The sequence below is a fragment of the Lysobacter auxotrophicus genome (genome assembly GCF_027924565.1).
GTDB classification, from domain to species: domain Bacteria; phylum Pseudomonadota; class Gammaproteobacteria; order Xanthomonadales; family Xanthomonadaceae; genus Lysobacter_J; species Lysobacter_J auxotrophicus.
This window is the reverse complement of the sequence record NZ_AP027041.1, coordinates 1,114,874-1,130,749: the sequence shown is the minus strand read 5'-3', so window position 1 is coordinate 1,130,749 and position 15,876 is coordinate 1,114,874. Positions and strand designations below refer to the sequence as shown.

13 protein-coding genes are annotated in these 15,876 nt (G+C 66.3%); 3 read left to right on the top strand and 10 right to left on the bottom strand.

All coding sequences use genetic code 11. The annotated features are described in order from the left end of the window. Window positions 1–4: 4 nt before the first annotated feature. Window positions 5–646, bottom strand: a complete 642-nt coding sequence (locus LA521A_RS05120) for a histidine phosphatase family protein (protein ID WP_281781252.1) — start codon at window positions 644–646, stop codon at window positions 5–7. A 154-nt stretch (window positions 647–800) separates the two neighbouring features. Between LA521A_RS05120 and LA521A_RS05115 the strand changes: the two genes are divergently transcribed. Beyond that, window positions 801–1,199: a DUF3224 domain-containing protein gene (locus LA521A_RS05115; RefSeq protein ID WP_281781251.1), complete on the top strand. Its 399-nt coding sequence runs from the start codon at window positions 801–803 to the stop codon at window positions 1,197–1,199. Window positions 1,200–1,440: 241 nt separating this feature from the next. Here the strand turns inward: LA521A_RS05115 and LA521A_RS05110 are convergent, their stop codons facing one another. Further along, window positions 1,441–3,537, bottom strand: a complete 2,097-nt coding sequence (locus LA521A_RS05110; RefSeq protein ID WP_281782021.1) for a S46 family peptidase — start codon at window positions 3,535–3,537, stop codon at window positions 1,441–1,443. 233 nt (window positions 3,538–3,770) lie between these two features. Beyond that, window positions 3,771–5,936 carry a S46 family peptidase gene (locus LA521A_RS05105; RefSeq protein ID WP_425494569.1) on the bottom strand — a complete coding sequence of 722 codons (2,166 nt, stop codon included), beginning with the start codon at window positions 5,934–5,936 and terminating at the stop codon, window positions 3,771–3,773. A gap of 144 nt (window positions 5,937–6,080) precedes the next feature. On the opposite strand from LA521A_RS05105, the gene tdh reads away from it, so the two are divergent. Both tdh and kbl read left to right on the top strand, forming a co-directional pair. Continuing rightward, entirely contained in the window at window positions 6,081–7,115 is a 1,035-nt protein-coding gene (tdh, locus tag LA521A_RS05100; protein WP_281781250.1) for an L-threonine 3-dehydrogenase, read from the top strand. A gap of 11 nt (window positions 7,116–7,126) precedes the next feature. Next, window positions 7,127–8,320, top strand: coding sequence for a glycine C-acetyltransferase (kbl, locus tag LA521A_RS05095; protein ID WP_281781249.1), 1,194 nt, complete (start codon window positions 7,127–7,129; stop codon window positions 8,318–8,320). Between the two features lie 92 nt (window positions 8,321–8,412). Here the strand turns inward: kbl and LA521A_RS05090 are convergent, their stop codons facing one another. The 7 genes from LA521A_RS05090 to LA521A_RS05060 form a co-directional block, all read right to left on the bottom strand. Next, window positions 8,413–8,853 carry a hypothetical protein gene (locus tag LA521A_RS05090; protein WP_281781248.1) on the bottom strand — a complete coding sequence of 147 codons (441 nt, stop codon included), beginning with the start codon at window positions 8,851–8,853 and terminating at the stop codon, window positions 8,413–8,415. Window positions 8,854–8,977: 124 nt separating this feature from the next. Further along, window positions 8,978–9,778: a pseudouridine synthase gene (locus LA521A_RS05085; protein ID WP_425494568.1), complete on the bottom strand. Its 801-nt coding sequence runs from the start codon at window positions 9,776–9,778 to the stop codon at window positions 8,978–8,980. Then, window positions 9,775–10,278 (bottom strand): hypothetical protein, encoded by a 504-nt coding sequence (locus tag LA521A_RS05080; protein WP_425494582.1) that lies wholly within the window; start codon window positions 10,276–10,278, stop codon window positions 9,775–9,777. Before LA521A_RS05080 ends, LA521A_RS05085 begins: the two co-directional genes overlap by 4 nt. Window positions 10,279–10,442: 164 nt before the next feature. Then, complete coding sequence (locus LA521A_RS05075) at window positions 10,443–11,528, bottom strand: OmpA family protein (protein ID WP_281781247.1); 1,086 nt, start codon at window positions 11,526–11,528, stop codon at window positions 10,443–10,445. A 243-nt stretch (window positions 11,529–11,771) separates the two neighbouring features. Further along, window positions 11,772–12,854 carry an OmpA family protein gene (locus tag LA521A_RS05070; RefSeq protein ID WP_281781246.1) on the bottom strand — a complete coding sequence of 361 codons (1,083 nt, stop codon included), beginning with the start codon at window positions 12,852–12,854 and terminating at the stop codon, window positions 11,772–11,774. A gap of 264 nt (window positions 12,855–13,118) precedes the next feature. After that, a complete protein-coding gene (locus tag LA521A_RS05065) occupies window positions 13,119–14,216 on the bottom strand; it encodes an OmpA family protein (RefSeq protein WP_281781245.1) in 1,098 nt (365 codons plus the stop codon). Between the two features lie 184 nt (window positions 14,217–14,400). Beyond that, a complete protein-coding gene (locus LA521A_RS05060) occupies window positions 14,401–15,864 on the bottom strand; it encodes a bifunctional 2-methylcitrate dehydratase/aconitate hydratase (RefSeq protein ID WP_281781244.1) in 1,464 nt (487 codons plus the stop codon). Between the last annotated feature and the right edge of the window lie 12 nt (window positions 15,865–15,876).

Genomic DNA, 15,876 nt, shown 5'->3' with positions numbered 1-15,876 from the left:
CCCTTTACAGCGCCCGATGCACCGCTTCGCCGAAGAACGCCGTGTGGTGGCTGCAGTCGTTCAGGCGCACCACGTCGAGGTGGTCGACGTCGGGGCCTTCAAGCAGGTTGATCGTCGTCGGCGCCTGGCGGAACGTCCACAGTTTCGCGAACGGAATGCCGAGCACGTGGCACAGCAGCACGCGGTTCACCGCATCGTGCGCCACGACCAGCAGCGTGTCGCCCGGACCGAGCCCATCGGCGGCGCGCGCGAACGCGGGCCACGCGCGATCGAACACGTGCTGCAGCGATTCGCCTTCCGGCATCAGCACTTCGTGCGGAGTGTCCCGCCAGGCCTGCAGGCGATCGGGGTCGCGCTCGCGGATTTCGCTGGCGAGCAGGCCTTCCCACGTACCGTGCGCGATTTCCATCAGGCCCGGATCGAGCGTCAGCGGCAGGTCGCGATCGCCGAGCGCGAACTCGGCCGTCTGGCGCGCACGGCCGAGCGGCGATGCCACGGCGCGGGTGATGTCCACCTCGCGCAGGCGCTCGCCCAGCGCGCGCGCCTGCCCGATGCCGACCTCGGACAACGGAATGTCTTCCTGGCCCTGGTAACGGCCTTCGGCGTTCCAGGGCGTTTCGCCGTGACGAGCGAGCAGAATGCGCATGTGTCGGATCCGTGGGGCGGCCGACGAATACGTCGCGCCGCGGGTGACGAAGTGGAGGCCAGCCTAGCAAAAGCGCCGGCCCGCACAACGGTTGCACTGGCAACCGCCGCGCGCCTGCGGGACCATGCGCGCTTCACCCAAGGAAGCGACAGCGATGGCACAGGTCAAGGGCGAGTTCGATGTGAAGCGCACGCCGGAAGGCGGATTCGATCTGGGCGGCGGCGCCGTCGCGGGGCATTTCCGTTTCGACAAGCAGTTCCACGGCGCGCTGGATGCGACCGGCATCGTGCACATGCTTGCGGTCGGAACGCAGGTCGACGGCTCGGCGGCCTACGTCGCGGTCGAACGCATCGACGGCACGCTCGACGGACTGCGCGGCGCGTTCCTCACCCAGCACAGCGGCACGCTGGATCGCGGCGCGCCGACGCTGTCGCTCAACGTCGTGCCGGACTCGGGCACCGGCGAACTGGAAGGCCTGCGCGGACGGATGCAGATCGACATCGTCGAGGGCAAGCACTACTACACGTTCGATTACGAGATCGCGGAAGGTTGAGCGGGTCGGTGCTGCGCGCTCCACGGCGCAGCAGAGCGCCACACCGTCATCCCGGCGAAGGCCGGGATCCAGGCCCATTACGCATCAGCCACTCCGCCATCACCGGCGCACGCCGACGACTGTTGATCCACCCGTCTTTACGGACGCCGTGACAGCCTGGATCCCGGCCTTCGCCGGGATGACGTAGTGGCCGGGAAGCCGGGGGCTCCAGCGCCGGGTTCCGGTGCCGTTCTGCGCGCCCTTACTTCCCCGCCTTCTCCGGCACGCCCATTTCCGCCAGCAGCTGCGGCGCCGGGAAGACCTCCTGCATGATCCAGCGCATGTAGCGCTGGTCGACCGCAATCATGCGCGTCATGGCCGGATCGAACACCCAGTTGCTGCTCACCGATTCCCAGTTGCCGTCGAACGCGAGGCCGACGAGCTTGCCGCGTGCGTCGAGCACGGGCGAGCCGGAATTGCCGCCGGTGATGTCGAGGTCCGACAGGAAGTTCACCGGCACGGTCTTGAGCTTGCGATCGGCCAGGCCGCCGTAGTTCTTCGCGGCGATCGCATCGAGCAGCGGCTGCGGCGCGTTGAAGGGTTCCTTGCCGGTGGCCTTCGCCGCGACTTCCTCCAGCCGCGTGAACGGCACCTGCTTGGTGCCATCGGTCTTCGTGCAGCCCATGACGTTGCCGAAGGTGATGCGCAGCGACGAGTTGGCGTCGGGATACACCGACTGCCCCTTGCTCTTCTTGTAGTCGGCTACGGCCTGCAGGTACACGGGACGCGCAACCAGCGCATCGCCGGCGCGCGCCTTGCCTTCCTCTTCCAGCTGCAGCACGGTCGGCATGATTGCCACGGCGAACTGCACCGCGGGATCCTTGCTCTTCTCGAACGCGGCCTTGTCGGCGTTCATGAGCGAAACGCGTTGATCGGTGCTGCCGAGCTTCGTCTTCGCCAACTTGTCGAGCGCCGTCTGGATTGCCTTCTCGTCGCTGCCGCCGAGCCACTTGTCCAGCGCCGGCACGCGCTGCGACGCGGGCAACTTGAGGTACTCGCGCAGCCAGTACGCCTGCAGTTCGCGATCCATCGCCGGCACGTAGCGGCGTTCCATCTGGCGCATCGCGCCTTCGATCGTCGGGCGGTCGCGTTCCTGGTAACCCTGCTCGCGATCGGTGTCGGGTTTGGCGCGTTCGAGCGCGAAACGGTACAGCTGCGTCGCCGCGCCCAGCGTGCCGGTGCTGCGCAGCTGGCCGAAGACAAGATCGCGTTCGCGATGCGTGCGCGCGGCTTCGTCCAGCGACACGAGCCTGGTGTGCGCGGCGATGGCGGCTTCGCCCTCCGGGCCCTGCCCGCGCAGCCATTCCAGCACCGCCGCTTCCTCGGCCTGCTTCTTCTGGGCGGCGCCAATGCGCTTGAAGCCTTCGAGCTGGCCATCGTAGTTCTTCATCACGTTCTGCCAGCCGCGGATCGTGCTGGCGTAACGCACCGCGATGTCGGGATTCTTGCTGCCTTCGCGCTGCACGAGGGCGACCAGACGCTTGTAATGCTCGCCGATGGTCGGGTACGTCCAGTTCGCGGTCTCGTCGAATTCCTCGGCGAGCGCGTAACGCGCGGTGCGGCCGGGGTATCCGGCGACCATCACGAAATCGCGCTCGCCCAGCGGCTTGTCCGCCAGCTGAAGATGATGCCTGGGCTGGTACGGCACGTTGTCGGTGGAGTACGCGGCGGGCTTTCCGTCCTTGCCGACGTAGGCGCGATAGAACGAGAAGTCGCCGGTATGGCGCGGCCACATCCAGTTGTCCACTTCGCCGCCGTAGTTGCCGATGCTGCCGGGCGGTGCATAGACCAGGCGCACGTCGCGGATTTCGAGGTTGCGGAACAGGCGGTATTCGTTGCCGCCGGAAAAGCTGTAAAGACGGCAGCGGAAACCGGCCTCGCGTTCGCACGAGGCGACCAGCTGCTTCTCGATCTTCTCCAGCGCATGCGTACGGCCGAGCGCGTCGGGCGCAGCGGCGATCGCGTCCTTCACCTGTTTCGTGACGTCCTGGATCGTGTCCAGCGCATAGATGCGCGCGTTGGGACCGGCGGACACTTCCTGCGCCTGCGTGGCGGCGTTGAAGCCGTCCTGCATGAGGTTCTTTTCGGGCGTGGAGTTGAGCTGGATCGCGCCGTACGCGCAGTGATGGTTCGTCACCACCAGGCCCTGCGGCGAGACGAAGCTCGCCGTGCAGCCGCCGAGCGAGACGACCGCGGCCATCGGATCGCCGGTGAGGTTGGCCAACTGCGACGGATTGAGCTTCAGTCCGGCCTTCTTCAGCGGACCGGCGATCTCCGGCAGCTGCTGCGGAACCCACATGCCTTCCGCTGCCTGCGCCCCGTCGCCCGCGAGCATCGCGCCCACCCCACATCCGATCGCAACCGCCAACCCCGCAAGACGCATGCGCCACTCCTGTCCAATGCCTGAAGCCCGAGTCTAGCCCGCGTTCGCGAACCACTGCCATGCTGCGGTGCGGCGCGATCTGGCGGCTCGCGATGCACGATGCCCATTCATGCCGCAACGAACCGCCCGCATCGGCAAAACGCGTGCGATCACTCCGCCGGCAGGTTCATTTCCTTCAGCAGGTGCGGCGCCGGATACACCTTCGCCATCAGCCAGCGCAGGTAGCGCATGTCGACGTGGATCGCGCGCTTGAAGCGCGGGTCGTACATCCAGCTGGCGCTGACCGCCTCCCAGTTGCTGTCGAAGTTCAGACCGATGAGCTTTCCCTGCGCATCGAGTACGGGCGAACCCGAATTGCCGCCGGTGGTGTCCAGGTTGGTGAGCAGGTTCACCGTCTGCGTGCCCAGGCTCGGTTCGGCGGTGGTGCCGAAATCGCCCTTGGCGATCGCATCGAGGAGCGGCTTGGGCGCGTCGAACGGTTCCTCGCCGGTGTGCTTCTCGACGATGCCCTGCACGGTGGTGAGCGGGCGGTAGTGCACGCCGTCGCGCGGATCCATCGCGCTGATGCGGCCGTAGCTCACGCGCAAAGTGGAATTCGCATCCGGATACACGGCGCGTCCCTGCGATTGGCGGAAGGCGATCAACGCGCGCATGTAGGCCGGACGCAGGCGCAGCAGTTCGCCGGCGCTGGCCTTGGCTTCCTCGTCCAGGCGCAGCAACGCGGGCATCAGCGCAGCGGCGGCTTTCAGCAACGTGTCCTTCGATGCGGCGAGCGTCGCGGCATCGGCCTGCATCGCGGCAAGGCGCGTGGCCTCATCACCCAGCTGGGTGCCGGCGTACATCGCATCGAGCTTCTGCTTCAGCTGCGCCGGCGTCGTGCCGAACACCGCATCGAACTGCGCGATGCGCTGCGCAGCCGGAAGCGCCTGGTATTGCGTGAGCAGCTCGGTGAGCAGCGCCTTCTCCACCTGCGGCGCGTAACGGCGCTGCGCCTGCTTGAGCTGGCCGGTGATCAGCACTTCATCGCGCTGCTGGTAGCCGGTTTCGCGCTGCGCATCGGGCCTGGTGCGTTCGTTCGCAAGACGCTGCACGGTGATCGCCGCACGCAGCAGCTGCGTCTGCGACTGGATCACGCCGATGAGCTGGTCGCGTTCGCGGGTGGCGACGCCGGCGTCGAGCACCGCCTGCGCGGCGGCGATGTCGGCACGCGTGGCGGCGGCGCCTGGCTGCTTGTCCAGCCAGGCGAACATCGCCGCTTCGTCGTCGCGACGCACGCGCGTGGCGTCGCTTCGACGCAGGCCGTCGAGTTCGCCCTGCGCGCGCTTGAGGTTGTTCTTCAGGCCGCGCACCTGCGATGCGTAGGCGACGCGCGCGGCCTCGTCCTTCGCCGCGGTGCCTTCGATCACGTCGATCATCTTCTGGTACAGCGCCACGCGCGAGGGCAGCTGCCACTCGATCTGGTTGGCGAATTCCGACGCCATGCGATGACGGAACGTCACGCCCGGGTAACCGGCGAGCATCGCGAAGTCGCCTTCCTTCACGTTGCGCGTGGACACCTGCAGGTGCGCCGGCGGCACGTAGGGCACGTTGTCGGGCGAGTAGTCGGCGGGCTTTCCGTCGCGGCCGACGTACGCGCGCAGCAGCGTGAAATCGCCGGCGTGGCGCGGCCACATGAAGTTGTCGACCTCGCCGCCGTAGTTGCCGATGGCGTTCGGCGGCGCGTAGACCAGGCGCACGTCGCGCAGTTCGAGCTGGCGCACCAGGTAGAAGTCGGTGCCGTAGTACATGTTGGCGACGCTGCAACGCGTGCCGGGCTCGCGCTCGCATTCGGCGACGGCCGCCTTGGTCGCCGCATCGACCGCATCGAAGTACGCGCGCCCCTGCTTGCCGGCCGCGCCGGCGAGGATGCGGTCGGTGATGCGGTCGAAACCGGTGGTCACCAGCACGCGGTAATCGGGATTGGCCGGCAGTTCGGCGGCGCGGTCTGCGGCGATGTAGCCGTCCTGGATCAGGTCGCGCCCCGGCTTGGCGTTGTACTGGATCACGCCGAACGCGACGTGGTGGTTGGTCAGCACCAGGCCGTCCTTCGAGACGAACGCGCCGCTGGCGCCGCCGACCTTCACCACGGCGTTCATCGGCGGTTTCGCGAGTTCAGCCAGGTCGCGGGCGTCGCCCTTGAAGCCGGCCGCCTTGAGCTGCGCGGCGATGTCCGGCAGCTGCGAGGGCATCCACATGCCTTCGTCGGCATGGGCCACGGGGTTCAGGCCCAGGGCCAGCGGGATCGAAACGGACAGGCTCAACAGACGGCGGCGCATGGTCGGGGTCGGGCTCTTGGCGGCTCTGGGAGCCGGCGACGATAGGCGAAGCCGGCGTCCTGCGGCAAACCCGCGGACCGGTCAAGGTCCGGCCGCCGCGTATAATTCGCCCTTCTTTACCGCCAGTCCGCGGACGAATCCCACATGACGCAAACGATGAAGGCGCTGGTGAAGCGCGAAGCCGGCAAGGGCATCTGGATGGAAGAAGTGCCCGTCCCCACGCCCGGCCCGAACGAGGTGCTGATCAAGCTGGAGAAGACCGCGATCTGCGGCACCGATCTGCACATCTACCTGTGGGACGAATGGAGCCAGCGCACGATCAAGCCCGGCCTGGTGATCGGCCATGAATTCGTTGGCCGCGTGGTTGAAGTCGGCGCCGGCGTCACCGGTTACACGATCGGCCAGCGCGTCTCGGCCGAAGGCCACATCGTCTGCGGCCACTGCCGCAATTGCCGCGCCGGCCGCCAGCACCTGTGCCCCAACACGACCGGCATCGGCGTGAACCGCAACGGCGCGTTCGCCGAATACATCGTGATGCCGGCCAGCAACCTGTGGCCGATCCCGGACCAGATCCCGTCCGAACTGGCCGCGTTCTTCGATCCCTACGGCAACGCCGCGCACTGCGCGCTGGAATTCGACGTCGTCGGCGAGGACGTGCTGATCACCGGCGCGGGCCCGATCGGCATCATCGCCGCGGGCATCTGCAAGCACATCGGCGCGCGCAACGTGGTCGTCACCGACGTCAACGATTTCCGCCTGAAGCTGGCCGCCGACATGGGCGCCACGCGCGTGGTGAACGTCGCCAACACCTCGCTCAAGGACGTGATGGCCGACCTGCACATGGAAGGCTTCGACGTGGGCCTGGAGATGAGCGGCAACCCGCGCGCGTTCAACGACATGCTCGACTGCATGTACCACGGCGGCAAGATCGCGATGCTCGGCATCATGCCCAAGGGCGCGGGCGCCGACTGGGACAAGATCATCTTCAAGGGTCTCACCATCCACGGCATCTACGGCCGGAAGATGTACGAGACCTGGTACAAGATGACGCAGCTGGTGCTCAGCGGTTTCCCGCTCGGCAAGGTGCTCACCCACCAGCTCCCCGTCGACGAATTCCAGAAGGGTTTCGACCTGATGGAAGCGGGCAAGGCCGGCAAGGTCGTGCTGAGCTGGAACTGAGTGGAGCGCACATGAGCCTGACGCAACGCTACGAGCGCACGCTCGAGGAAATCCGCGACGCCGGCCTGTTCAAGTCCGAGCGCGTCATCACCTCGCCGCAGTCGGCGGAGATCACCCTCGCCGACGGCCGCACGGTGCTGAATTTCTGCGCCAACAACTACCTCGGGCTGGCCGATCATCCCGACGTCATCGCCGCGGCGAAGGACGCGCTGGACACGCACGGCTTCGGCATGGCGTCGGTGCGTTTCATCTGCGGCACGCAGGACCTGCACAAGAAGCTGGAAAAGACCATCGCGGACTTCTTCGGCACACAAGACACGATCCTCTACGCCGCGTGCTTCGACGCGAACGGCGGCCTGTTCGAGCCGCTGCTCGACGAGAAGGACGCGATCATCTCCGACGCGCTCAACCACGCCTCGATCATCGACGGCGTGCGCCTGTGCAAGGCCAAGCGTTACCGCTACGCCAACTGCGACATGGCCGACCTGGAGAAACAGCTCCAGCAGGCGAAAGCCGACGGCGCGCGCACGATCATGATCACCACCGACGGCGTGTTCTCGATGGACGGTTTCATCGCGCCGCTGGACGAGATCACGCGTCTGGCGAAGCAGTACGGCGCGCTGGTGCACATCGACGAATGCCACGCGACCGGTTTCCTCGGCGCGAACGGCCGCGGTTCGGCCGAAGTGAAGGGCGTGATGGAGAAGATCGACATCTTCACCGGCACGCTCGGCAAGGCGATGGGCGGCGCGCTCGGCGGTTTCACGACCGCGAAGAAGGAAGTGATCGAACTGCTGCGCCAGCGTTCGCGTCCGTACCTGTTCTCCAACTCGCTGCCGCCGCATGTCGTGGCCGCGGGCATCAAGGCGTTCGAGATGCTGTCCTCGGCGGGCGAACTGCGTGAGCGGCTGGCGCAGAACACCGCGTACTTCCGCGAGCAGATGACGCAAGCCGGTTTCGACATCAAGCCGGGCGTGCATCCGATCGCGCCGGTGATGCTGTACGACGCACCGTTGGCGCAGAAGTTCGCCGCACGACTGCTGGAGGAAGGCATCTACGCGATCGGCTTCTTCTTCCCGGTCGTGCCGCAGGGGCAGGCGCGTATCCGCACGCAGATGTCGGCGGCGCACACGCGCGAGCATCTGGATCGCGCCATCGCGGCGTTCGTCAAGATCGGCCGCGAGCTGGGCGTGATCAAAGCCTGATCCGTTCGCGATTGCGCATGGAAAGTCGTGCAAAGAAAAAGGCCGGTCGATGACCGGCCTTTTTTCTTGTGCGTCGAGTGCGACGCGGAGGCTTACTTCGCCTTCGCTTCCGCCGCGACTTCCTTGCCCGCCGGAGCGGCGCCTGCCGCCGCAGCGCCGCCGCCGTTGCCCTTGGCCACGCGGAAACCGCGCGACTTCATCCAGGCGTCGAATTCGTCGGCCGTCATCTTCTTGCCGTTCTGGTGCATGTTGAAGCGGTACGGCGTGTTGTCGAACTGGGTCTTCGGCTTGTAGGTGTTCGGATCCAGGTTCGCCGTTTCTTCCTTGGCCGGCTCGGCGGCCTTCGGCTCTTCGGCCTTCGCGGCCGGCTTCTTCTTGCCAGCGAACGCGACGGTCTGCGCCGCATCGAAGCGCACCACCGAATGCTCCGCGCCCTGCGAGCGCGCGCCTTCCACCTTCAGCTGCGAACCACTGTGCGCCGACGCCGCGGCGGACACGAGGAGCATCGAAACCGCCATCAGTACCTTGTTCATTTCTGGTTATCCCCCACGACGAAGTTCGCGGAAGTGTAGGCCCGAACAAGGGGGTGTACGCAAGCGGAATCGTCGGAAAAACAGTGATTTCCCCCACATTCCTGCGTTGCTGCGCCAACCGGCGTCACCGCGCGTGCACGTGCACATTGCTGAATAGCGCTTCAGCCTCGATAGAGGTGAGTTCGCGCCACTGCCCTTTCGGCAATTCGCCGAGCGCGAGCGCGCCGATCGCCACGCGCACCAGGCGCAGCACGGCGATGTCGACCGCGCCGAGCAATCGGCGGATCTGGCGATTGCGGCCTTCGTCGAGCACGATCTCAAGCCACGCGTTGCGCTCGCCGCTGCGCAGCAGTCGCACCGATGCGGCGTGAAGGCGCTCGCCCTCGACCTCCACGCCGTCCACCAGCGTCGCGAGCACGCGCTCGTCGGGCACGGTGTCGACCTGCACGTGATAGGTCTTCGCCGGTCCGGTCTGCGGATCGGTGATGCCGGCGGCCCATGCGGGATCGTTGGTGAACAGCAGCAGTCCTTCGCTCGCCTTGTCCAGGCGGCCCACCGGCGCGAGCCACGGCAATCCGGCGCCATCGAAACAGCGATACACGGTGTCGCGCCCGCGCTCGTCCTGCGTGCTCGTGACGAGTCCGCGCGGCTTGTTGAGCATCAGGTACAGGCGCGGCGCGGCGTCGATCGCACGGCCGTCGACGAGGATGCGCGGTGAGCCATCGCGACGTATCGGGAATTCCGGATCGCGAACGATGCGTCCGTCGACTTCGACGCGGCCTTCCTGGATCCAGCGCGCGGCTTCCGTGCGCGAGCAAACGCCCTGCTTCGACAGCACGCGCGCCAGGCCGTGCCGCGGCGCGTTCGACGTGGGCGGCTTACGGCTGTCGTGCGATCGGCCTTTCGCCGGCGCGCGAGGCTTCACTTCTTTTCGGGTTCGGTCTTCGGCGCCTCGGCCGCGGGCGGCGGGGTCGCGACCGGCTTGGCCTTCACCACGCGCACGCCCTTGGCCTTCATCCACGCGTCGAATTCCTCGGCCGTCATGCGCTTGCCGTTCTGGTTCATGTTGAAGCGCCACGGCGTGTTGTCGAACTGCGTCTTGGGCTTGTAGGCCGCCGGATCGTCGGGGCTCGGAATCGCCGAGCCCGTGGCGGGCAGCGCCTTGGCGACCTGGCAACCTTCCACGCGCAGGCGGAACAGCACCTGGTCCACGGCGAGGGATTCATCGAACGCCTGCGACAGCACGCCGGTCGGCGCGCCGAGCTGATGACTCGGTGCGACGAGTTCGGGTGCGATTGGCGCCACCACCGTCGGCCGGATCGGCAGCGCCTTCGGCGCAGTCATCGGGCCGCATTGCGCGCCCTGCGCCTGGGCAACGCCGGCAAGCAGCAGGCAGGACAGACCGATCAGTGCGCGCATGGCGATTTCCTCGATTCGCGGGGCGTGCGCAGTGTACGCCGGTGCACGTTCGAGCGGCCGTGAATGCGCGCCCGGCTGCGCATGCATCGAGCGAAACCCCACAACGACGAAGCCCGGCACGTGGCCGGGCTTCGAAGGTTCGCGCGAGGTCATCGCGCGTACGAACGTCCTCAGTTCTGGACGTTCAACTCGGTGCGGCGGTTGGTTTCGCTCTTGCACGCCGGGAAGGCCTGGCCCTTGTCTTCCAGCGGACGGCTTTCGCCGTAGCCGATCGGACCGGCCAGGCGCGAGGCGCTGACGCCGTGCGAGGTCAGGTAGTCGTACACGGCGCGTGCGCGACGCTCGGACAGCTTCTGGTTGTAGCCGTCCTTGCCGCACTGGTCGGTGTGGCCGGCGACTTCGACGTTGAGTTCCGGATGACGCTTCAGGATCTCGGCGGCTTCGGCCAGGATCGAGACCGCGTCAGCGCGCAGCGTCGACTTGTCGAAGTTGAAGTTCACGCCGCGCAGATCGATCGACACGTTCACGGCGCAGCCGTTCGGGCCGATGGTCTGGCCGGCGACCGAGTTCGGGCACTGGTCGTCGCAGTTGTTGACGCCGTCGCCGTCGTCGTCGCGATCGGCGCAGGTGGGCGAGACTTCCGGCGCCACCACGGCAGCCGCGGTCGGTGCGCCCAGCGGGATCACGACGCCGACCGAGGCGAGCACGTCGCCGAACCAGTCTTCGTTGCGCGCATGGACGCTGCCGTCGTCGAAGTCGGCGCGGTAGGCCAGTTCGGTGCGGATCGCGGCGCGCTTGCCGGCCAGGGCGCTCTGCAGGCCGATGCCGACCTTCGCGGCGAGGTTGCCTTCCTCACGCTGGCCCGGCGAGTTGATGGCCGGGAACGCGTCGAACTCTTCTTCCGAACGCTGGTAGCCCAGGCCCATCAGCAGGTACGGCGCCCAGTTGCGGCCCTCGACGTTGAAGTAGCGGCGCGCATCCAGCGAGATGCCGTACTGCGACCAGTTCATGTCCTGGTTGCTGTCGAAATTCGGGTTCTGGTAGTTGAGCTCGCCGTCGAGCGACCAGTTCTCATTGAGGAACTTGCCTACGCCCAGCATGCCGAACGGCGCGTTGCGGGTGCCGCGATCGTTGTCCTGGATGTTCATGCCGGCCGAACCGGTCAGGTACCAGCGGTCGTCGGAAACCTGTGCGTTGGCCACCTGGGCGAACGTCAGGCCGGCCAGGAGGGCGGTGCTGAGCAGATGAATCTTCAAGGGTCACTCCTTACGCGGATGAAAGACACGGTTCCTCCGGCGGCTGCGATCGGCGATGTCGGCGACGTGTTTCGACGTCGTGGTCATGGCGGGCTGCCGGAAGGCGCAGGAATGATAAGAAGTCGTTAGCTGGCCGTATCCGAGAAAAGTTCTGCGCGGAAAGTTCTTAAAAGACGAAGCCCGGCGCGAGGCCGGGCTTCGAAGGTGTTGCGTGCGGAGAACTCCGCGTACGTCGCGCGTCCGTCAGTTCTGGACGTTGAGCTCGGTACGGCGGTTGATCTCGCTCTTGCAGCCCGGGAACGCCTGGCCCTTGTCTTCCAGCGGACGGCTTTCGCCGTAGCCGATCGGACCCTGCAGGCGCGAAGCGTCCACGCCGTTGCTGGTCAGGTAGTCGTACACCGCGGTGGCGCGGCGCTCGGACAGCTTCTGGTTGTACGCATCCTTGCCGCACTGGTCGGTGTGACCGGCGACTTCGACGCGCAGTTCCGGATAACGCTTCAGGATCTCGGTGGCTTCCGACAGGATCGAGATCGCGTCAGGACGCAGCGTCGCCTTGTCGAAGTCGAAGTTGACGCCCTTCAGGTCGATCGAGACCGGCACCGGGCAGCCGTCCGGACCGATGGTCTGGCCGGCCTGCGAATCCGGGCACTTGTCGTCGCAGTTGTTGACGCCGTCGCCGTCGTCGTCGAGGTCGGCGCAGCTCGGCGCAACCGGGGCCGGCGGAGCGGCAACGGTCGGGGCGCCCAGCGGGATCACGACGCCGACCGAAGCCAGCACGTCGCCGAACCAGTCTTCGCTCGGAGCCGAGATGCTGCCGTCGTCGAAGTCGGCGCGGTAGGCCAGTTCGGTGCGGATGGCGGCGCGCTTGCCGGCCAGGGCGCTCTGGATGCCCACGCCGACCTTGGCGGCCAGGTTGCCTTCCTCACGCTGGCCCGGCGAGTTCACGCTCGGGAACGCGTCGAACTCTTCTTCCGAGCGCTGGTAGCCCAGGCCCATCAGCAGGTACGGCGCCCAATTGCGGCCTTCGGCGGTGAAGTGACGACGCAGGTCGAGCGAGACGCCGTACTGGCTCCAGTTCAGGTCCTGGTTCGCGTCGTTGTTCGGGTTCTGGTAGTTCAGCTCACCATCGAGCGACCAGTTCTGGTTCAGGAACTTGCCGACGCCCAGCGCACCGAACGGCGCGTTGCGGGTGCCGCGGTCGTTGTCCTGGATGTTCATGCCGGCCGAACCGGTCAGGTACCAGCGGTCATCGAATTCCTGCGCACCGGCGACCTGGGCAAAAGCCAGACCAGCCAACAGCGCAGTGCTCAACAAACGGATCTTCATCTGTCACTCCTTGGATCAGTAAGGAAACGGTTTGGGGGGGAACACGTCGTTACTGCAGGCGGCGCACACCCAGGCAGGACCTGAACGGGGACCAGAGAGGGTCAGCACCGCGGGTCACTGACTCGGAAATGATACACCTGTCAAAATGATTGTTAATACTAGTTAACGTAATTTGCCAAGAATGGCCGGTAAATAAACGAAGCCCGGCGACTGCCGGGCTTCGTCTTGGTACCGCGGGAGCCTTCCCGTGTACCGGCTGATCCGTCAGTTCTGGACGTTCAGCTCGGTACGGCGGTTGATCTCGCTCTTGCAGCCCGGGAACGCCTGGCCCTTGTCTTCCAGCGGACGGCTCTCGCCGTAGCCGATCGGACCCTGCAGGCGCGAGGCATCCACGCCGTTGCTGGTCAGGTAGTCGTACACCGCGGTGGCGCGGCGCTCGGACAGCTTCTGGTTGTAGTCGTCCTTGCCGCACTGGTCGGTGTGGCCGGCGACTTCGACGCGCAGTTCCGGATAGCGCTTCAGGATCTCGGTGGCTTCCGACAGGATCGAGATCGCGTCAGGACGCAGGTTCGACTTGTCGAAGTCGAAGTTGACGCCCTTCAGGTCGATCGACACCGGCACCGGGCAGCCGTCCGGACCGATGGTCTGGCCGGCCTGCGAATCCGGGCACTTGTCGTCGCAGTTGTTGACGCCGTCGCCGTCGTCGTCGAGGTCGGCGCAGCTCGGCGCGGCCGGAGCCGGCGGCGGCGGAACGACCGGAGCGCCCAGCGGGATCACGACGCCGACCGACGCCAGCAGATCGCCGTACCAGCTCTCATCGCGAAGCGCGCCCGGGCCTGCGTCCGGCGCGCTGTCGTCGAAGTCGGCGCGATACGCCAGCTCGGTGCGGATGGCGGCACGCTTGCCGGCCAGCGCGCTCTGGATACCGACGCCCACTTTCGCCGCGACGTTGCCTTCCTTGCGCTCGCCAGGCGAGTTCGGATCCGGGAAGCGATCGAACTCCTCTTCCGATTCCTGGTAGCCCAGGCCCATCAGGATGTAGGGCGCCCAGTTGCGGCCTTCGGCGTTGAAGTAACGACGCGCGTCGAACGAGATGCCGTACTGCGACCAGTTGAGATCCTGGTTGTCGTCGAAGTTCGGATTCTGGTAGTTCAGCTCGCCGTCGAGCGACCAGTTGTCGTTGAGGAACTTGCCGACGCCGAGCGCGCCGAACGGCGCATTGCGGGTGCCGCGATCGTTGTCCTGGATGTTCATGCCGGCCGAGCCGGTGATGTACCAGCGATCGTCGGCGACCTGGGCGTTGGCGACCTGGGCCAGGCTCAGACCACCCATCAGGGCGGCGCAGAGGAGTTTCTTATTCATGTATCCAGCTCCTTGATCTGAGAAATCGGGAACAGCGTCTGCGTGGTCCACCGGTTCCATGGGGGACGGCCGCCCTAACGACGCCATCGACGCGGAGGTTAAGTTTGCCTATGTGAAAGCGGTGTTAACGGTGAAATAACAAACGCATAAGTTCCCGCACGCATTCCAGGCGCTACAAAAAGGTTCATTTCTTGAACAACAACATGAACTGCGTAATCGGCATCGCATCGAATCCGCCAGGCGAGGACGCCAGCGTCATCAACGTACGGGCTTGGATTTCAGGCAGTTTCGACGCGATCGCGCTTTCGAACTTCTTCATCAGCACAGGCATCGCCTCCGCGCGCCGTCGCCGGTGGCCGATCGGATAATCGATCGAAACCTTCGGCGTGGATGCACCGTCGTTGAAGAACACCTGCACGGAATTGCCGATATACCGTTTGTCGGGATCGAAGTACTCCTGGGTAAACCGGGGGTTTTCCATCACCGTCGTGCGCGCGCGCAGCAGGTCGATGCGCGGATCGGCAGCCACGGCGTCGGTATAGTCCTGCGCGGTCAAACGGCCAAACAGCAGCGGCACGGCCACCATGTACTGGATGCAGTGGTCCCGGTCGGCGTAGTTGGCCAGGGGGCCGGTCTTGTCGATGATCCGCAGCCCGGCCTGCTGGGTTTCGATGACGATCCGCGCGATCGATTCCACGCCGTCGCGCGCGATCCTCGGCGCGACCAGCGGGTGCAGCTGCATCGCGCACTCCACCGCGGTCTGCGCATGGAACTCGGCGGGGAAGCTGATCTTGAACAGCACGTTCTCCATCACGTAACTGCCGAAGTCGCGTTCGAACTCGAACGGTTTGCCGTCGAAGGCGACGTCGTAGAAACCCCAGGTCGGCGCGGTCAGCGCGCTCGGATAGCCGACCACGCCCTTGATCGCGTTCAACGCATGGATCACCGCGCGCCGGCACGCATCGCCGGCGGCCCAGCTTTTCCGCGGTCCGGTGTTGGGCGCGTGGCGATACGCGCGCAACGCGCCGTTGTCGATCCAGCTGTGCGAGATCGCGGTGACGACCTGATCCCGGCTTCCGCCGAACATCGCCGTCGCGACGGCCGTCGACGCGAGGCGCACGAGGATCACGTGATCCAGTCCCACGCGGTTGAACGCATTCTTCAATGCATAGCAGCCCTGGATTTCGTGCGCCTTGATCGCCCAGCCGAGCACGTCGCGCATCGTCATCGGTGCCCTGCCCTGCGCCATCGCCTGCTGGCCCAGGTAATCGGCGACGGCCAGGATCGTGCCGAGGTTGTCGGACGGATGGCCCCATTCGGCGGCGAGCCAGGTGTCGTTGAAATCGAGCCAGCGGATCTGCGTGCCGATGTTGTATGCGGCCTGCGCGGGATCCAGTTCGTGCGAGGTGAACGGCACGCGCGCGCCGCCGGGGAGTTCCGCGCCCGGAACCAGCGGGCCGAGATGCTTCACGCACTCGGGGTGGTCCATCGCCAGCGCGGCGCAGGCGAGCGAATCGAGCAGCATGAAGCGCGCGGTCTCGAACGCTTCACGCGAGCCCACGTCCGTCTGTGCGACGTAATCGGCGACCTGCGTCATCGCCGCATCCGGTGGCGGACGAACGGCGGAGCGGACCTGGGCGTAGCTCATGGCACGACTCGT

Coding starts and splice junctions, on each gene's coding strand:
- LA521A_RS05120 (WP_281781252.1), bottom strand. CDS start 646: ATGCGCATTCTGCTCGCTCGTCACGGCGAAACGCCCTGGAACGCCGAA.
- LA521A_RS05115 (WP_281781251.1), top strand. CDS start 801: ATGGCACAGGTCAAGGGCGAGTTCGATGTGAAGCGCACGCCGGAAGGC.
- LA521A_RS05110 (WP_281782021.1), bottom strand. CDS start 3,537: ATGTGGGTTCCGCAGCAGCTGCCGGAGATCGCCGGTCCGCTGAAGAAG.
- LA521A_RS05105 (WP_425494569.1), bottom strand. CDS start 5,936: ATGCGCCGCCGTCTGTTGAGCCTGTCCGTTTCGATCCCGCTGGCCCTG.
- tdh (WP_281781250.1), top strand. CDS start 6,081: ATGACGCAAACGATGAAGGCGCTGGTGAAGCGCGAAGCCGGCAAGGGC.
- kbl (WP_281781249.1), top strand. CDS start 7,127: ATGAGCCTGACGCAACGCTACGAGCGCACGCTCGAGGAAATCCGCGAC.
- LA521A_RS05090 (WP_281781248.1), bottom strand. CDS start 8,853: ATGAACAAGGTACTGATGGCGGTTTCGATGCTCCTCGTGTCCGCCGCG.
- LA521A_RS05070 (WP_281781246.1), bottom strand. CDS start 12,854: ATGAAGATCCGTTTGTTGAGCACTGCGCTGTTGGCTGGTCTGGCTTTT.
- LA521A_RS05065 (WP_281781245.1), bottom strand. CDS start 14,216: ATGAATAAGAAACTCCTCTGCGCCGCCCTGATGGGTGGTCTGAGCCTG.
- LA521A_RS05060 (WP_281781244.1), bottom strand. CDS start 15,864: ATGAGCTACGCCCAGGTCCGCTCCGCCGTTCGTCCGCCACCGGATGCG.